Source organism: Acetobacter sp. DmW_136 (assembly GCF_008690365.1).
GTDB classification, from domain to species: domain Bacteria; phylum Pseudomonadota; class Alphaproteobacteria; order Acetobacterales; family Acetobacteraceae; genus Acetobacter; species Acetobacter oryzifermentans.
In genome coordinates this window covers 121,054-136,590 of sequence record NZ_VHON01000005.1, presented here as the reverse complement: position 1 = coordinate 136,590, position 15,537 = coordinate 121,054, and the positions used below count along the sequence as shown (strand labels likewise).

Sequence of the window (15,537 nt, the reverse complement as noted above, 5' to 3'; positions counted from 1 at the left end):
GGTGGCAACGGGAGCTTGAAAATGAAGGTACGTGTAACCGTCATGCTAAAGGACGGTGTTCTGGATCCGCAGGGCAAGGCCATCAGCCACGCATTGCAAACACTTGGCTTTGAAGGCGTGCAGGATGTGCGCGTGGGCAAGGTGATTGAACTGGATCTGCCCGGCGCTAAAGCCGAAGAAGCCCAGAAAAAAGCCGATGCCATGGCGCGTGACCTGCTGGCCAATCTGGTGATTGAAGATTACGCTGTAGAGGTGGTGGAATGAAGCGCACCCTCCTTGTAGCACTGGCCTTGGCATGTGCGGCACCGGGCTTTGCCCATGCCCAGCGCATTGCACCCATGAAGGCAGGTAACTTTGCCCGCCTGTGCACACGCCCCACCAGCGCTGGCATTTGCGATGCCTATATTGGCGGCCTGACGGATGGTGTCTCTCTTTCCAAAATCAATGATCGGAACGAGGGTGATCCATCCGCGCCTGCTGGTTTTTGTGTGCCTACTACAGAAACCATGCCCGTAATGCGCTCCAAGGTTCTTGCTTGGCTGAAAGCGCATTCCGAAACGCTGGACAAGCCGGTTGGTGAAAGTGTTTTTGCCGCCCTGCATGCCTCTTATCCGTGCAGTGTGAAAAAATGAAAGCAGCAATTATCGTATTCCCCGGTACGAACCGGGAGCGCGATATGGCCATTGCCCTTAAGCGTGTTACAGGGCAGGCCCCGCGCATGATCTGGCACCATGAAACAGATCTGGGAGATACCGATCTGGTCGTGTTGCCAGGTGGTTTTAGCTATGGCGATTATCTGCGCTGTGGCGCTATGGCCGCGCATTCTCCCATCATGGGGGCTATCAAAGCCCACGCCCAGAAGGGTGGCCATATTTTGGGCGTTTGCAACGGCTTCCAGATTTTAACAGAAACAGGGCTGCTGCCCGGTGCGCTGTTGCGCAACGCCAATTTGCGCTTTCTGTCTCAGGACTGCTACCTGAAGGTTGAGGCCGAAAATACGCCTTTCACCCATAAGTGGAAAAAGGGCGATGTCTTCCGCACTCCGCTGGCACATGGTGATGGCAATTACACGGCAGATATCGCCACGCTGGAACGGCTTGAAGGCGAAGGCCTTGTGGCTTTTCGCTACGCCGATGCCAAAGGCAACGTGCAGGCTGATGATGCCGATAGTAACCCCAATGGCAGCGTTAACAGCATTGCGGGCATTCTTAGCGAAAACAAACGCATTTGCGGCATGATGCCTCATCCAGAAGATCTGGTTGATCCTCTGATGGGCGGTGAAGATGGTCTGCCGCTATTCCAAGGTCTGGTGGAGGCTGTAGTCCGGTGAATAAGCCTGTAACCGTTGATGAATCTCTTGCCCGTGAATTCGGGCTGACATCCGAGGAATACGGTCGTGTGCTGTCCATTATGGGCCGCACCCCCAGCCTGACAGAGCTGGGCGTGTTCTCCGTGATGTGGTCGGAACACTGCTCCTACAAATCCTCCCGCAAATGGCTGCGCACGCTGCCAACCAAAGCGCCGTGGGTTATTCATGGCCCCGGTGAAAATGCTGGTGTGGTAGATATTGGGCAGGGCTATGCCGCCATCTTTAAGATGGAAAGCCATAACCACCCATCCTTTATCGAACCCTATCAGGGTGCGGCTACAGGTGTTGGTGGTATTCTGCGCGATGTGTTCACCATGGGTGCACGCCCCATTGCCAACCTGAACGCCCTGCGTTTTGGCAGCCCGGAAAACCCCGTTACCCGCCGCGTGATTGATGGTGTGGTGCGTGGTATTGGCGGCTATGGCAACTGTGTTGGCGTACCCACGGTAGGCGGGGAAATTAACTTCCATCCGGCCTATGATGGCAACCCGCTGGTAAACGCCATGACGGTTGGCTTGGCCCGTAAGGACCGCATCTTCCTTTCGGCTGCGGCTGGTGTTGGCAACCCGGTTGTGTACGTGGGCTCCCGCACAGGGCGTGATGGTATTCATGGCGCCACCATGTCTTCCGCTGAGTTTGATGAAGATGCACTTTCCAAACGCCCCACAGTGCAGGTGGGTGACCCCTTCATTGAAAAGCTGCTGATTGAAGCCTGTCTGGAACTGATGGCAACAGATGCCATTGTAGCTATTCAGGACATGGGCGCTGCTGGTCTGACATCTTCTTCCGTAGAAATGGCAGGCAAGGGCGGCGTGGGTATCGAGCTTGATCTGGATGCCGTACCGCAGCGTGAGCCGAACATGACGGCTTATGAAATGATGCTGTCTGAAAGCCAGGAACGCATGCTGATGGTGCTGCGCCCTGATCGGACAGACGTGGCCCGCAAGATCTTTGAAAAATGGGAACTGGATTTTGCCATTATCGGGCATCTGACAGACACCGGCCACATCGTCGTTAAGCACAAAGGGGAGCTGGAAGCTGATATTCCGCTAGACCCATTGGCAGAACAGGCCCCCATTTACGATCGCCCAGCAACACCGCCCAAGGCACCAGCTCCGCTGGAAGGCGTGCATGCACCTCTTTCTTTGGATGCCACGCTGCTCAAGCTGGTGGGTTCGCCAGATCTGGCCTCCCGCGCATGGGTATGGAACCAGTATGACAGCACCGTAGGGGGGCAGACAGTCCGCCGTCCGGGCGCTGCTGATGCAGCTATTGTAAAGGTGGAAGATACAGACATTGGTCTGGCCATTACCACCGATTGCACGCCCCGCTACTGTCAGGCAGACCCTAAAACAGGTGGTGCACAGGCTGTTGCAGAAGCATGGCGTAACCTTACAGCCACCGGCGCACGCCCCTTGGCCGTAACGGATAACCTAAACTTTGCTAATCCTGAAAAACCCGAAATCATGGGCCAGTTTGTGGCTGCGGTTGAAGGTATGGGGGAAGCCTGCTCAGCGCTGGACTTCCCGGTCGTCAGCGGTAACGTGTCTCTTTATAACGAAACACGTAACCCAGATGGCTCCACCACCGCCATTCTGCCCACACCCGCCATTGGTGCGTTGGGCGTTCTGGATGATGTGAACAAGGCTGTTGGCCTTGGTATGCAACCAGAATCTGATGTGGTGCTAATTGGTGAAACCAAAGGTGAACTCGGCCAGACCATCTGGCTGCGTGAAATCCTTGGGCAGGAAGCTGGCGCGCCGCCGCCGGTCGATCTGGCTGCTGAAAAACGCAATGGTGACTTTGTGCGCAGCGCCATTCTGGATGGCACCATTACCGCATGCCATGACATTGCTGATGGTGGCATTATGGTTGCCGCCGCAGAAATGGTGATGGCAAGCAGCATTGGGTGTGAACTGGAAAGCCCAGATTCCGGCATCCGGCCAGAAGCTTTCTGGTTTGGGGAAGATCAGGCCCGTTATCTGGCATGTGTGGCAGATGGCAAAGCCCTGTGTGAACGCGCCAAGGCCGCCGGGGTGCCTGCACGTATTATTGCGCGCTCAGGCGGAAATGATTTGATTCTGCCAAGCGGCGTCACCATATCCGCAGCACGCCTAAAAACAGCCCATGAAGCGTTTTTCCCGACGCTGATGGGCAACTAACAAAACAAGCGGGAAGGAAGCAGACCGATGGCAATGTCCGCCACAGAACTCGAAACCTATATCCGGCAGGCTTTTCCGGATGCCCAGATCAAGATTGATGATCTGGCAGGGGATGGTGACCATTATGCCTGTTCCGTGGTGAGCGAAGCCTTCCGGGGTCTTTCACGCGTGCGGCAGCATCAGCTTGTCTATCAGGCCCTGCAGGGCCACATGGGCGGCAAGCTGCATGCGCTGGCGCTTACAACTTCTGCTCCCTAATCACTTAGCTTTTAAGGATATCAGACCATGACAGACACAGCACAGCAGCGCATCAAGCAGGATATTGAAGCCAACCCCGTCATGCTGTTCATGAAAGGGGATGCTGATTTCCCTCAGTGTGGTTTTTCTGCGCGCGTAGTGCAGATTCTCCAGCACCTTGGCGTTCCCTTCAAAACCGAAAATGTTCTGGCTGATCCGGGCATCCGTCAGGGTATTAAAGATTTCTCAAACTGGCCGACAATTCCGCAGCTTTACGTAAAAGGGGAATTCATTGGCGGGTGTGATATTGTTACCGAAATGTATCAGTCCGGCGAACTCCAAAACCTGTTCAAGGAAAAAAACATTCCTTGTAACGCCCCAGCCTGATTTTTAGGTTGTCAAGTGGGGAAGGGGCTGTATAGTTCCTGAAGAAAAGAGAAACAGGTTGGGATCAGATTAATGAAACGAGTTGCGGTTGTACGTGGCGCTCTTGCTCTTACAGCACTTGGCGTAGGGTTAGTCACCACATCTTCCTCTGCTCGGGCAGAACGCATTATTTCTGATCTGGAAGCCAGTAAGCTGACTTTTGCGGCGCTTACAGCAGCGCCGCCGCCAGTTGTGCATCATGTGCGGCACGTTGCTGCGGCCAAGTCTTCACACCGTGTTGTTCTGGCCGCTGCGCAGCATGGTAAAGCCCATAGCATGGTGCGCCTTGTAAGCTACCATCCTGCGCATGCCGTTTCTGCACATAGTGTAAAGCGCCGCCACCGCACCTGATCTTTTCTCTTTTACACCCACTTACGTTTTAAAGGCGTTCCTATTTCAGGAGCGCCTTTTTACATTTGGCGGATAATATCTTCCAACCGTTCCATTCTGCCTGCATCATCAAATACAAACAGATCAAAACGCATTTCTTCGTATTGCCAATACGGATGTTTTTGCAGCAGGCATTCCGCAGCGCGGAACAAACGCCGCTGTTGCGCTGGTTGTAAACTTACCAACGCGTCTTCTATAGAACGCCGTTTTTTTACTTCCACAAAACACAGAACTGCTGCTTTACTGGCCACAATATCAATTTCGCCGCGGTGGGTGCGGGCTCTGCGCAAAAGCACAGTCCATCCGTCCTGCTCTAGCCAGTCGCAGGCTTGCTGTTCAGCAGCTACGCCTTGCATGTAAGCAACACTGCCGCTTCTTTGTTTCTGTAAAAATGCTGATCCCTGTTTTGCAGCTACTTTGTTCGGTATCTTATAGCCCAGCCCATTTTGTGTGAGCATTTTACCTATCATGTTGCCAGACTTGTCCATTTCACCCTTTACGCTTGCGCTTACAGTTATCAGGTTTGTGCTGGTTGTTTCTGTCGGGTTGCACATTCTACTTACAAAACGCAACACGGCATCCGCTATTGGGTGGATAGGTGCATGTGTTTTTATGCCGCTGTTGGGCACAACACTTTATCTAATGTTCGGCATCAACCGCGTTACCCGCTTGGCCAAAAAACTGGTAGGAGATCGCTCCCCCCGGCGGTTGGAAACAGAGCAACCTTCATCTTGGAACAGAGAGCTGGAAGGGCAGTTTGCCCCATTGGCGCTTATGGTGGGCAAGCTCAGCAGTCGCGCTTTGGTAGGGGGCAACTCCATTATTCCGCTACATGATGGAGATGGCGCATACCCGCATATGCTGGATGCCATAGAACACGCCAGCAAGAGCATACTGCTGTGTTCCTATATTTTCAGAGATGACAAAGTGGGCGGCCTGTTTGCAGATAAACTGGTTGCAGCCCATAAACGCGGCGTACAGGTGCGTGTGCTGGTTGATGGCATCGGCAGCGGCTATTTTCTTTCACCGCTTTATCATCGGTTACGCCGGGCGGGGGTACCGTGCGCACGCTTTATGCATTCTCTGCTGCCGTGGCGGATGCCTTTTATCAATTTGCGAGATCACCGCAAAATTCTGGTGGTAGATGGGCGTATTGGCTTTCTGGGCGGCCTAAATATTGCCGATGAAAACATGGTCTCCCGTAAACCCAAGCACCCAGTATCAGACACGCATTTTAAAGTAGAAGGCCCGGTTGTGCGCCAGTTGGCCGAAGCTGCCGCATGGGATTGGTATTTTACCACGCAGGAGCGCCTACATGGCGACCTATATTTTCAGGAGCATAAAAGTACGGGCGAATCACTGGCGCGTATTGTAACGGCCGGGCCAGATACGGATCTGGAAAAAATAGAATACACCATGTTGCAGGCCATTACGCTGGCCCGCAAAAACGTAAGGTTGATGACCCCTTATTTTCTACCGGGCCAACGCCTGATGTCCGAACTGGGCCTAGCGGCCCTACGGGGCGTGCAGGTTGATTTGGTTATACCCCGCCAGAGCAATCATCTCCCGCTGGACTGGGCCTGTGCAGCCAATATTGCACCTTTGCTGAACGCAGGGGTGCGGGTATGGCTGGCAAATCCGCCTTTCAATCACTCCAAACTGATGGTGGTGGATAGAGCATGGTCTTTTGTAGGCAGTTCCAACCTTGATATTCGCAGCCTGAGGCTGAATTTTGAAATCAATATGGAAATATACGATACCATATTGGCTGAAATGCTGGATGACTTCATTACCAAGCACCGCAACAAACGGCTTACACATTATGATCTGGATAACCGCAACAAAATCATCCAGATCCGCGATGCGTTTGCCAGATTGTTCATGCCTTATTTGTAAAAGTTACAACCCGATCAAAGGCCGCAAAGTAACCGCAATAGGCCGATGATCCGAGGCAAAAACCGGCAGAACACGCGCACTTAAACACTGCATGCCTTCCACCAAACACCGGTCAATTCTGATAGGCAGAAGATCTACCATCCGATGCGTAGGAGCCTTTGGGCCTACATCCTTAAAGCCCGGCACCAATGTTGGGCCTAACAGGTTGAAGTCCCCCAGAATGGCACATGGGGGAGAAAGCAGTGTGGCCAAGCGCCGCAACTGCTTACGGTTCAACATCTGCCCATGAGACAGATGTACATTGGCCAAAGAAAAATTTTCATACTCAATAATCTGGGCATGGCGCTTAAACAGTGGGCCAGAAGGAATGGTGCAAGCTCTGGGCGCACGCGCAAACGGAATACGGCTCCAGCACGCCACACCATGAATACGCCCCGGTTGCGGATTACGCGCATAGTGGCCACCAATAACATCTGGCAGCACATCTATTTCTATTGTGGCCTCTTGCATAAGCAGCACATCGGGCTTTTCGGCCTCAATAAGGGCAGCAATGTCATGCACTGTTGCCCCGGTACGCCGCAACAGATTCCAACTGATAATCCGCACGCCCTCCATATCACAGGACACAAAGGAATGGGCTGACTTGCGACGCGCAAACTCAACCAGCCGAGAGAGTGGACGCCTCATGATGTCAGAGTCCTTTTTTCATCCTGCGCAAGAGGTTGCGCGGCTTCATCCGCTGCAAATTCTGTTGTGAGTGTAAAGCCTATAGCCAGCAGAATTGGCCCCAGAAAAATGCCTACACCACCAAAGGCCAGTAGGCCGCCAATGACGCCCAGCACTGTCAGCAAATAAGGAAGCTTACTGCCGCGTGCAATAAACAGCGGGCGAATAAGGTGATCTGCCCCTGATATAATCAAAACACCATAAAGCAGCAGTAAAATGCCTTTTCCTGGGTGGTGCATACCAAACAGCCATAGCGCGGCAGGTATCCACACCAAAGGAGCACCTATGGGAAAAACCGCCAGAAATGCCGCCAGCACACCCAAAATAACGGCTTCTCCAACTCCTAGCAGCCACAGGCCCAAACCTGTGAGAATACCCTGTATGATCGCGGTGCCTAAAATGCCATATACTGTTCCGCGTACTGTGCTGCCCACTATATGCAGATGCCGCCCAGCTTGATGCCCTGCAATACGCACCATAACGGCTTGCACCGTATCCCATAACATGGGGCCGCTCAGCCAGAAAAAGAAGGCAATAAACAGCGCCATAACCAGATGCAGGGCTCCATTGGCCATGCGCATCAACACTTCAAGGAGAGATTGAATAATCTCACCCGCATAGGGGCGCAGTTCATCCCCCACAGAGCTGATGTTGCGGCTCCAGCGTTCCCAATGATGGCTGATATCAGGCCCAAATGCGGGCAGCGATGTTATCCAATGGGGGAGGGGAGGCAGTTCATGAATAGTGCCAACAAACGCCATAACCTGCCGCGCCCAGCGCGGGCCGGATGATACGCAGGCAGATGCCAAAAATGCCAACGGCAACACTACGCCTACAGCGCACAGCACTGTCATAGTCAGGCTGGCCGCATTTGGCCCCATGCGCCGCCGCAAATGCTGGAACAATGGCCACGTTGTATAGGCCAGCACGCCCGCCCATAACAGGGCGGAAGAAAAGGGTGCAAGCACCAGCACACACCCATACGTAATGCCGCCCAAAAGCAGCAGCCGCATGATGCGTTCGGTAGAAGCGGGCTGACCAGTTGCCATTCCGCCATTAAATCATGAAATCCGGTTTTTGTCTGGTGTGAAAACAAAACTTCTTTATGCACAGCCAACATAACGCACCATGATGTTTTGTTTGCCAGCCAGACAGGGCTGTGTGATCTTGACCGTAGAATATTCAAAATCACAATGGGTCAGGCAGCCGATATGTCACCTCTTATTTCCACACAAAAACTGGCTGAAATGCTTGGTACGCCCGGTGTGCATCTGCTGGATGCCACCGCTCTGTTGCCCGGAGAAACCATTAACCCGCAGCAAAGCTTTGCTTCAGCGCATATTCCCGGCAGCCGGTATTTTGATATCGAACTGTTTTCTGACCCAGAAAGCGTATTGCCGCATACAGCCCCTTCTGCTGCGCGGTTTAGCCACCTGTTCGGCAGGCTGGGCGTAACCGCGCAAGATACAGTGGTTTTTTATGATCAGGGCAATGTTGCATCGGCTTGCCGCGGGTGGTGGCTCACACGCCTGTTTGGGCATGAACGCAGCTTTATTCTTGATGGTGGGTTGCTAGCATGGGTACGTGGTGGGCACCCAACAGAAGCAGCAGCCCCTAGCGCAGCGTTGCCCGCGCCCTATCAGCCACGCACATGCTATACGCGTATTGTAGGGTTAGGAGACGTGCTGGATGTTGTAAAACACAATACACGCCCTATTCTGGATGCCCGCAGCGCTGCCCGTTTTTATGGTGAAACCCCAGAACCACGGCCCAATGTTGCCTCTGGCCACATGCCAGGCGCACGCAGCCTGCCGTATAAAAACCTGCTGAATACAAAAGGGCAGTTTTTATCCCCAGAACAGTTGCACGCTCTATTTGCGCAAGCAGGTATTACGGAATCTGATGCCCCCATAACCACCTGTGGCTCTGGTATGACAGCAGCAGTGCTCACGGCAGGTCTGGCTATCGCCGGGCTTAATATGGGCGCCTTGTATGATGGATCTTGGGCAGAATGGGGTAGCTTCCCCAATGCGCCCGTAACAGTGGAACACACAGCATGACAGACGAAAACAGGGTTTCCGCCGGTTGGCTGAAATTGGCATCCTCCCTCAGCCATGTTGCCCGCCCACAAGCGGCAGAGGCAGGAACTTATGTAAACCTGCCTCTGGAACGTGGCTCTACCGTTGTGTTTCCGTCCTTGGACGCCATGCAGCAAACAGGCCGCAAACGATATGAGCATGTGAGTATTTATGGGGCTATGGGCTCTCCCACCCAGCACGCGTTGGAAAAGGCTATTGCAACCATAGAAGGCGGTACAGATACACAAATTGTCTGCTCTGGCTTGGCTGCCTGCACCACACCGCTTCTGGCTTTTCTAAAAGCAGGAGATCACTGCCTGCTGGCCGATAACGTATATGGCCCAACCCGACGCTTTGCAGAAAACATGCTCAAGCGCTTTGGTGTGGAAATTTCCTATTTTCCACCTTGCGCGGATGCCGCAACCATAACCGCCCTGATGCGCCCCAATACACGCGTGGTGTTTACAGAAAGCCCCGGCAGCCACACGTTTGAGGTGCAGGATGTTGCCATGCTGGCAGAAATTGCCCATGCGCATGGGGCCTTGTTATTTTTTGATAATACATGGGGCTTTGGCATTTTTGCGCCATTCAAGCATGGTGTAGATGTTTCCATTCAGGCGCTTACAAAATACCCGGCAGGCCATTCAGATGTCATTGCAGGGGCCATTACCGTTGCGGACACGCGCCTGTGGCATACCTTGCGCGATGCGGCCATTCAGATGGGGCAAGTGGCCGGGCCAGATGAATGTTGGCTTACGCTACGCGGCCTTCGCACTATGGGCGTGCGGTTGGCCCAGCAGGCAAAATCTGCCTTGCAGATTGCCAAATGGCTGCAAACCCGGCCGGAAGTGGCCCGCGTGCTGCACCCTGCATTACCAGAATGCCCCGGCCATACATATTGGAAACGCGATTTTACCGGAGCAGGCAGCCTATTTGGCGTTGTGCTGAAAGCCGATTACACAGCGCAAGATATGCAGCGCATGATTGATGCCTTGAATATGTATGGCATTGGCGCCTCTTGGGGCGGATATGAAAGCCTGATTCTGCCGACTACTGGCGGCATTACCCGAAGCAGTGAATCCCCTGTGCAGGACGGCCCCGCCTTCCGCCTTCAGATTGGATTGGAAAGCCCGGATGATCTGATTGCTGATCTAGAACAAGGCCTGCAAGTGCTACCCGGTAAGTAACCAAGAAAACCATAGCTATCACAGCCGGGGTTAATGAGCAGAACTCCGGCTGCGATAGGTAGCTGCTTCTGCCACATGCTGAGGCTGAATATCTGCTTCAGCAGCAAGATCAGCAATGCTGCGCGCCACGCGTAACATGCGCGTATAGCCGCGTGCTGAAAAACGAAATCTGGCCGCTATAGCTTGCGCCATATTCTGCGCTTCTGCCGATACGCACAAATCTTCCAAAGCGGCTTCTGCATTTTTGCGCACACCTTGCCTCTCTGACTGCATCTGGCGGGCACACCGCACACGCTCTGCTACTGTTGCACTGTTTTCTCCCGGAGGACCGGCCATATATCCCAGCGGTTCATAGGGCTGCATAGCAAGATGCATGTCTATTCTGTCCAACAAGGGGCCAGAAAGACGGTTCATGTAATCCTCACCACAGCGCGGGGCTTTTCTGCATTCCCGGCTGGCATCACCCAGATAACCGCAACGGCAGGGGTTCATGGCCGCAATAAGCTGAAAGCGGGCAGGGTAGGTGACATGCACGGCAGCACGTGCAATGCTGATCTGGCCAGTTTCCAACGGTTGCCGCAGCGCTTCCAAAGCAGAACGAGAAAACTCTGGCAATTCGTCCAGAAACAGCACACCCCGATGCGCCAAACTAATTTCGCCCGGCCGCGCACGCGCACCTCCGCCTACCAAAGCAGGCAGGCTGGCTGAATGATGCGGATCACGAAATGGAGGACGTCTGATAGGCCGACCGCCTACCAGCAAGCCCGCCGCGCTATAAATGCGCGAGACATCCAAGCTTTCCACCACAGAAAGATCTGGCAACAGGCTAGGCAAACGCGCTGCCAGCATGGATTTACCCGCACCCGGCGGCCCGCTTAACAAGAGGGAATGTCCGCCTGCCGCTGCAATTTCCAGCGCGCGACGGCCTGTTTCCATCCCGCGTATATCTGACAGATCGGGTTCAGATACTGGCTCATCTTCCTGCGCGGAAAATATTGGGGGAGATAAAACCTGTAGCCCGTTAAAATGGTTGATAAGCGCCAGCAAATCTGGTGCGGCCAGAATGGAAATATCTCCACCACACAGGGCTTCCTGCCCCTGCGCCGCAGGGCACACCAAACCCAGATTCATGGAAGATGCTTCCAGAGAAGCAGAAAGCACACCCGCAACAGGGTTAAGCCGTCCATCTAGGGAAAGTTCACCTAAAGCGGCATAACGCGCCACTTCCTCACCCGGTATCACGCCCATGGCGGTAAGCAATGCCAACGCAATGGGAAGATCGAAATGAGATCCTTCCTTGGGAATATCCGCAGGAACCAGATTAACCAGAATACGCTTGGCGGGCAGCGCAAGCCCAATGGAAGTAAGTGCCGCACGCACACGCTCGCGCGCTTCTGCCACGGCTTTATCCGGCAGGCCAACCATTAAAAAGGCTGGCAAACCGCTGGAAATTTGCACTTCCACCCAAACGGGGCGGGCTTCTATGCCGCAAAAAGCAAAGCTTCGGATGCGGGAATTGAGTATTCCCGCCCCGATAGACACGCTTATTTACCTTTGTAAATCAAGCGTGCGCGGATTGTGCCTTCCAGCCCGCGCAATGCCTGCAAAAGACGATCATCCAGTTCCGTGCTGCCGCCGGTATCGGCTTCAATCACCACGTAACCGATTTCTCCATCCGTCTGCAAAAACTGCGCCGTAACGTTGCAATCTGCATTCATGAAGATTTCGTTCAGGCGCATCATCATGCCCGGCACGTTGCGATGCGCATGCATAAAGCGGGTGCCACGTGGGCTTTGCGGCAACTGTACGCCGGGGAAATTCACGGAACCAAAGGTGGACCCCACATCGGAATATTCCACCAGCTTACGCGCCACTTCCACGCCAATGCGTTCCTGCGCTTCCACGGTGGAACCACCAACATGCGGGGAAAGAATAACGTTATCCAGCCCCTGCAATGGTGTTTCCAGCTTGTCGTTCGGGCCTTTGGGTTCCTTGGGGTACACATCAATAGCGGCACCCAGCAGATGGCCGCTTTTCAGCGCTTCTGCCAAGGCATCCAGATCAACCACGTTGCCGCGTGCGTTGTTGATGAGGAAAGATCCTTTCTTCATCGCCTTGATCTGGGCTTCACCCATCAGGTTCTTGGTTGTGGGCAACTGTGGCACGTGCAGGCTCACCACATCGCTCTGCCCCAGCAGGTCTTCCAGCGTTTCTACTGGTAGCGCATTGCCGTGGCCCAGTTTGTCCACCACATCGTAATACACCACGCGCATGCCAAAGGCTTCTGCCAGCACAGAAAGCTGGGAGCCAATGGAGCCATAACCGACAATACCCAGCGTTTTGCCGCGCACTTCCCAGCTATTATGAGCGGATTTAGACCATTTACCCTCATGGCATTCCACAGAGCGGGGGAAAATGCGGCGCATGAGCATAACAATTTCGCCCATCACCAGTTCCGCCACGGAACGTGTGTTGCTGTAAGGTGCGTTAAAAACGGGAATACCGTTCATACGCGCGGCTTCAAGATCAACCTGATTGGTGCCGATACAGAAGCAGCCAATGGCCATAAGCCGGTCTGCGCCATCCAGCACGTCCTTTGTCAGCTGCGTGCGGGAACGAATGCCGACAATATGCACACCTTCCAGCGCTTCTTTGAGGGCATCCCCCTCCAGCGCGCCTTTATGACGCACAACGTTTTCATAACCGCTGGCCTTAAGAAGGGCGACGGCACTGTCGTGGATACCCTCCAGCAGCAGAATGCGGATCTTGTCCTTGGGGAGAGACAGGTGCGTGCTTGTGCTCATGTAGAACCGACCAAATAGCTGTTGTGCCGAGCCGCAGACCTATCTCAAAAACCACAAAATTGATAGGGCTGCCGCATGAGAGATAAAGAAATGACGCCGAAATCTAGCGATCTGCCTGCAAAGTTGCCACGGCTTGCTGATGCAGGGGGGCCGAACCCGCAGCTAGAACTGTGCGGTCTCCATCCATCCGCAAGGGCGTACCGTCCCACGCCGTTATGGTGCCACCGGCACCTTCAATAACAGGTACAAGGGCGGCCCAATCCCACGGATTCATGTCACATTCGGCTATCAGGTCAATCTGCCCCAAAGCCAGAAGACCATAGGCGTAGCAATCCCCCCCCCATGTCATGCGTTTGGCGCAGGCTTTTAGGGTTTTCCAACCTGTATGCGGGGCCAGTTCCAGCATTTCGGGGGAGGTGCAGGACATTTCTGCTGCTTCTAACGCCACGTTCTGGCGTGTAGCAGGGCGTCCGCCCAGAGGTGAAAAAAACTGCGTAGGCTGGCCCTTCACGCCCAACCAGCGCTCATCCAGCACCGGCTGATCCAACAGCCCAAGCACCGGCACGCCATGATGGCAAAGGGCAATAAGCGTACCAAACATGGGCCGCCCCGTTACAAAGGATCGCGTACCATCAACTGGGTCCAGCAGCCATTGCCACGGAGCCGCTGCGTTTTCATGGCCAAACTCCTCACCAAACACGCCATGATCTGGCAAGCGCTCGGCCAGAATGGCGCGCATCACCCGTTCCGCACTGCGATCCGCAATGGTTACGGGGCTTTCATCCTTTTTATCGTCCACCGCCACATCTCGTCGGAACCACGGGCGAACAACCGTGCGGGCGGCATCTGCCATCATGGTTGCTACATCTGTAAAAAGGCCGAGTTCTTCCGAATGTGTCATGGTGTGCATCCTGCCTGTGCGGGCGCAGCCTGCCCGCCGAGAGTATGAAGAAATGCAATAACATCTGCCCGCTGGGCGGGATCAGGTATGCCGGTGAGTGACATACGTGTACCGGGCGCAAAGCGGGCAGGGGCCATAAGCCAATCTGCCAGCATCTGGTCTGTCCAGTGTTGGCCTGCATGCTGCTGCAAAGCCGTAGAATAAGTGTAGCCAGCGCAGGATGCCACAGCACGCCCTGCAACACTGGCCAGCGGTGGCCCAGCGTTTTCCGCAGATCCACCAGCCAAAGCGTGGCACTGTGCGCAAACCTGCCTTACGGTTGCGCCACCACGTTGCACATTGGCCTGCGCCATAAACGGAGCGATAGGTACAGGCTCCAACCCCGGCAAGGAAAAAGCAGGGCGGGCAGGGGTTGTATCTGGCACAGTACTGCGGGCGGCAAACACACATGTTGCCAACACTCCCGCACTTAATAAGGCGGAAACCGCTATTCTGTTCAGAAACCTACCATCCATGCCGGGAGGCACCTCACTTTCTGCCGGTTGCGTTTACCGTGCAGCTTTCATAAACTGCGCGCCGCTTTCAACCGGCTATAAGACGAGCCGCTTTTCGGAGCAAGCTGATGGTTTCTTCTCTTGTTGTCATACCTGCTCGGCTTGCTTCCACACGCCTGCCGGGAAAGCCGCTGGCAGACATTGCTGGCCGCCCCATGGTTCTACGTGTGTGGGATGCCGCCATGGCCGCCAATATTGGCCCGGTTGTGGTGGCCGCAGCGGATCAGGAAATTTATGATGCCGTAACCGCAGCAGGTGGCACCGCGATTCTAACAGATCCTGACCTCCCCTCCGGGTCAGACAGAGTATGGCAGGCCACTCAAGCCTTTGACCCCGATGACAAATATGATGTGCTGCTGAACCTGCAAGGTGATCTGCCGACATTTGAACCGCAAGCCCTACGCGCCGTTATGAGCGTTATGGCCAACCCGATGTACGATGTTGGCACATTGGTCGCACCTGTAACATCGGATGCAGAAAAAAACGCGGCTTCTGTGGTAAAGGTCGCCTGTGATTTTTCAGGGGATGCACAAATAGCGCCCGCTCTTTATTTTTCTCGCCAACCTATTCCATGGGGTGATGGGCCGCTATGGCACCATATTGGTGTTTATGGGTGGCGCAGAGCAGCTTTGGCACAATTTGTAGCCCTACCACCATCCGGTTTGGAAAAGCGGGAAAGTCTGGAACAGCTCCGTGCATTGGAAGCTGGCATGCGTATTGGCTGCACACGCCTTGCATCAGCACCATTTGGGGTGGATACACCAGAAGATCTGGAACGTGCACGCCGTGCATTTGGAGCATAATTGA

Annotated in this window: 18 protein-coding genes; 11 read left to right on the top strand and 7 right to left on the bottom strand. The window is 54.4% G+C overall.

Going from position 1 to position 15,537, the window contains the following annotated elements; translation table 11 throughout:
- Positions 1–21: 21 nt before the first annotated feature.
- The 7 genes from purS to FKW31_RS01380 all read left to right on the top strand — a co-directional run bounded on the left by purS (position 22) and on the right by FKW31_RS01380 (position 4,545).
- Positions 22–264: a phosphoribosylformylglycinamidine synthase subunit PurS gene (gene purS / locus FKW31_RS01410; protein WP_063354001.1), complete on the top strand. Its 243-nt coding sequence runs from the start codon at positions 22–24 to the stop codon at positions 262–264.
- A complete protein-coding gene (locus tag FKW31_RS01405; protein WP_035351396.1) occupies positions 261–632 on the top strand; it encodes a Rap1a/Tai family immunity protein in 372 nt (123 codons plus the stop codon). Before purS ends, FKW31_RS01405 begins: the two co-directional genes overlap by 4 nt.
- Positions 629–1,330, top strand: coding sequence for a phosphoribosylformylglycinamidine synthase subunit PurQ (gene purQ, locus FKW31_RS01400; protein WP_035351398.1), 702 nt, complete (start codon positions 629–631; stop codon positions 1,328–1,330). The genes FKW31_RS01405 and purQ overlap by 4 nt, the downstream gene beginning before the upstream one ends.
- Positions 1,327–3,531 carry a phosphoribosylformylglycinamidine synthase subunit PurL gene (gene purL / locus FKW31_RS01395; protein ID WP_150177284.1) on the top strand — a complete coding sequence of 735 codons (2,205 nt, stop codon included), beginning with the start codon at positions 1,327–1,329 and terminating at the stop codon, positions 3,529–3,531. Before purQ ends, purL begins: the two co-directional genes overlap by 4 nt.
- A 27-nt stretch (positions 3,532–3,558) precedes the next feature.
- Positions 3,559–3,789, top strand: coding sequence for a BolA/IbaG family iron-sulfur metabolism protein (locus FKW31_RS01390; RefSeq protein ID WP_006115272.1), 231 nt, complete (start codon positions 3,559–3,561; stop codon positions 3,787–3,789).
- A gap of 27 nt (positions 3,790–3,816) precedes the next feature.
- Complete coding sequence (grxD, locus tag FKW31_RS01385) at positions 3,817–4,155, top strand: Grx4 family monothiol glutaredoxin (protein ID WP_006115271.1); 339 nt, start codon at positions 3,817–3,819, stop codon at positions 4,153–4,155.
- A 72-nt stretch (positions 4,156–4,227) separates the two neighbouring features.
- On the top strand, positions 4,228–4,545 hold the full coding sequence (locus FKW31_RS01380) for a hypothetical protein (protein ID WP_089178941.1): 318 nt from the start codon (positions 4,228–4,230) through the stop codon (positions 4,543–4,545).
- A 59-nt stretch (positions 4,546–4,604) separates the two neighbouring features.
- Here the strand turns inward: FKW31_RS01380 and FKW31_RS01375 are convergent, their stop codons facing one another.
- Complete coding sequence (locus tag FKW31_RS01375) at positions 4,605–5,054, bottom strand: YraN family protein (protein ID WP_193562020.1); 450 nt, start codon at positions 5,052–5,054, stop codon at positions 4,605–4,607.
- Between FKW31_RS01375 and cls the strand changes: the two genes are divergently transcribed.
- On the top strand, positions 5,053–6,480 hold the full coding sequence (gene cls / locus FKW31_RS01370; RefSeq protein ID WP_035351401.1) for a cardiolipin synthase: 1,428 nt from the start codon (positions 5,053–5,055) through the stop codon (positions 6,478–6,480). The genes FKW31_RS01375 and cls overlap by 2 nt on opposite strands.
- Positions 6,481–6,483: 3 nt before the next feature.
- On the opposite strand, the gene FKW31_RS01365 is transcribed toward cls, so the two are convergent.
- Both FKW31_RS01365 and FKW31_RS01360 read right to left on the bottom strand, forming a co-directional pair.
- Positions 6,484–7,167, bottom strand: coding sequence for an endonuclease/exonuclease/phosphatase family protein (locus tag FKW31_RS01365; protein ID WP_006115267.1), 684 nt, complete (start codon positions 7,165–7,167; stop codon positions 6,484–6,486).
- Positions 7,164–8,255: an AI-2E family transporter gene (locus FKW31_RS01360; protein WP_006115266.1), complete on the bottom strand. Its 1,092-nt coding sequence runs from the start codon at positions 8,253–8,255 to the stop codon at positions 7,164–7,166. The genes FKW31_RS01365 and FKW31_RS01360 overlap by 4 nt, the downstream gene beginning before the upstream one ends.
- 69 nt (positions 8,256–8,324) lie before the next feature.
- Here FKW31_RS01360 and FKW31_RS01355 point away from each other — a divergent pair, with 69 nt between their 5' ends.
- Positions 8,325–9,266 carry a sulfurtransferase gene (locus FKW31_RS01355; RefSeq protein ID WP_150177280.1) on the top strand — a complete coding sequence of 314 codons (942 nt, stop codon included), beginning with the start codon at positions 8,325–8,327 and terminating at the stop codon, positions 9,264–9,266.
- On the top strand, positions 9,263–10,471 hold the full coding sequence (metC, locus tag FKW31_RS01350) for a cystathionine beta-lyase (protein ID WP_035351405.1): 1,209 nt from the start codon (positions 9,263–9,265) through the stop codon (positions 10,469–10,471). The genes FKW31_RS01355 and metC overlap by 4 nt, the downstream gene beginning before the upstream one ends.
- A gap of 30 nt (positions 10,472–10,501) precedes the next feature.
- On the opposite strand, the gene FKW31_RS01345 is transcribed toward metC, so the two are convergent.
- The 4 genes from FKW31_RS01345 to FKW31_RS01330 all read right to left on the bottom strand — a co-directional run bounded on the left by FKW31_RS01345 (position 10,502) and on the right by FKW31_RS01330 (position 14,691).
- Positions 10,502–12,013 (bottom strand): YifB family Mg chelatase-like AAA ATPase, encoded by a 1,512-nt coding sequence (locus FKW31_RS01345; protein ID WP_150177279.1) that lies wholly within the window; start codon positions 12,011–12,013, stop codon positions 10,502–10,504.
- A gap of 2 nt (positions 12,014–12,015) precedes the next feature.
- Entirely contained in the window at positions 12,016–13,275 is a 1,260-nt protein-coding gene (serA, locus tag FKW31_RS01340) for a phosphoglycerate dehydrogenase (RefSeq protein ID WP_006115262.1), read from the bottom strand.
- Positions 13,276–13,378: 103 nt separating this feature from the next.
- A complete protein-coding gene (locus FKW31_RS01335) occupies positions 13,379–14,176 on the bottom strand; it encodes an inositol monophosphatase family protein (RefSeq protein WP_035351407.1) in 798 nt (265 codons plus the stop codon).
- Positions 14,173–14,691 (bottom strand): cytochrome c family protein, encoded by a 519-nt coding sequence (locus FKW31_RS01330; RefSeq protein WP_089178937.1) that lies wholly within the window; start codon positions 14,689–14,691, stop codon positions 14,173–14,175. Before FKW31_RS01330 ends, FKW31_RS01335 begins: the two co-directional genes overlap by 4 nt.
- Positions 14,692–14,798: 107 nt before the next feature.
- Here FKW31_RS01330 and FKW31_RS01325 point away from each other — a divergent pair, with 107 nt between their 5' ends.
- Positions 14,799–15,533, top strand: a complete 735-nt coding sequence (locus FKW31_RS01325) for a 3-deoxy-manno-octulosonate cytidylyltransferase (protein ID WP_150177277.1) — start codon at positions 14,799–14,801, stop codon at positions 15,531–15,533.
- Positions 15,534–15,537 lie beyond the last annotated feature (4 nt).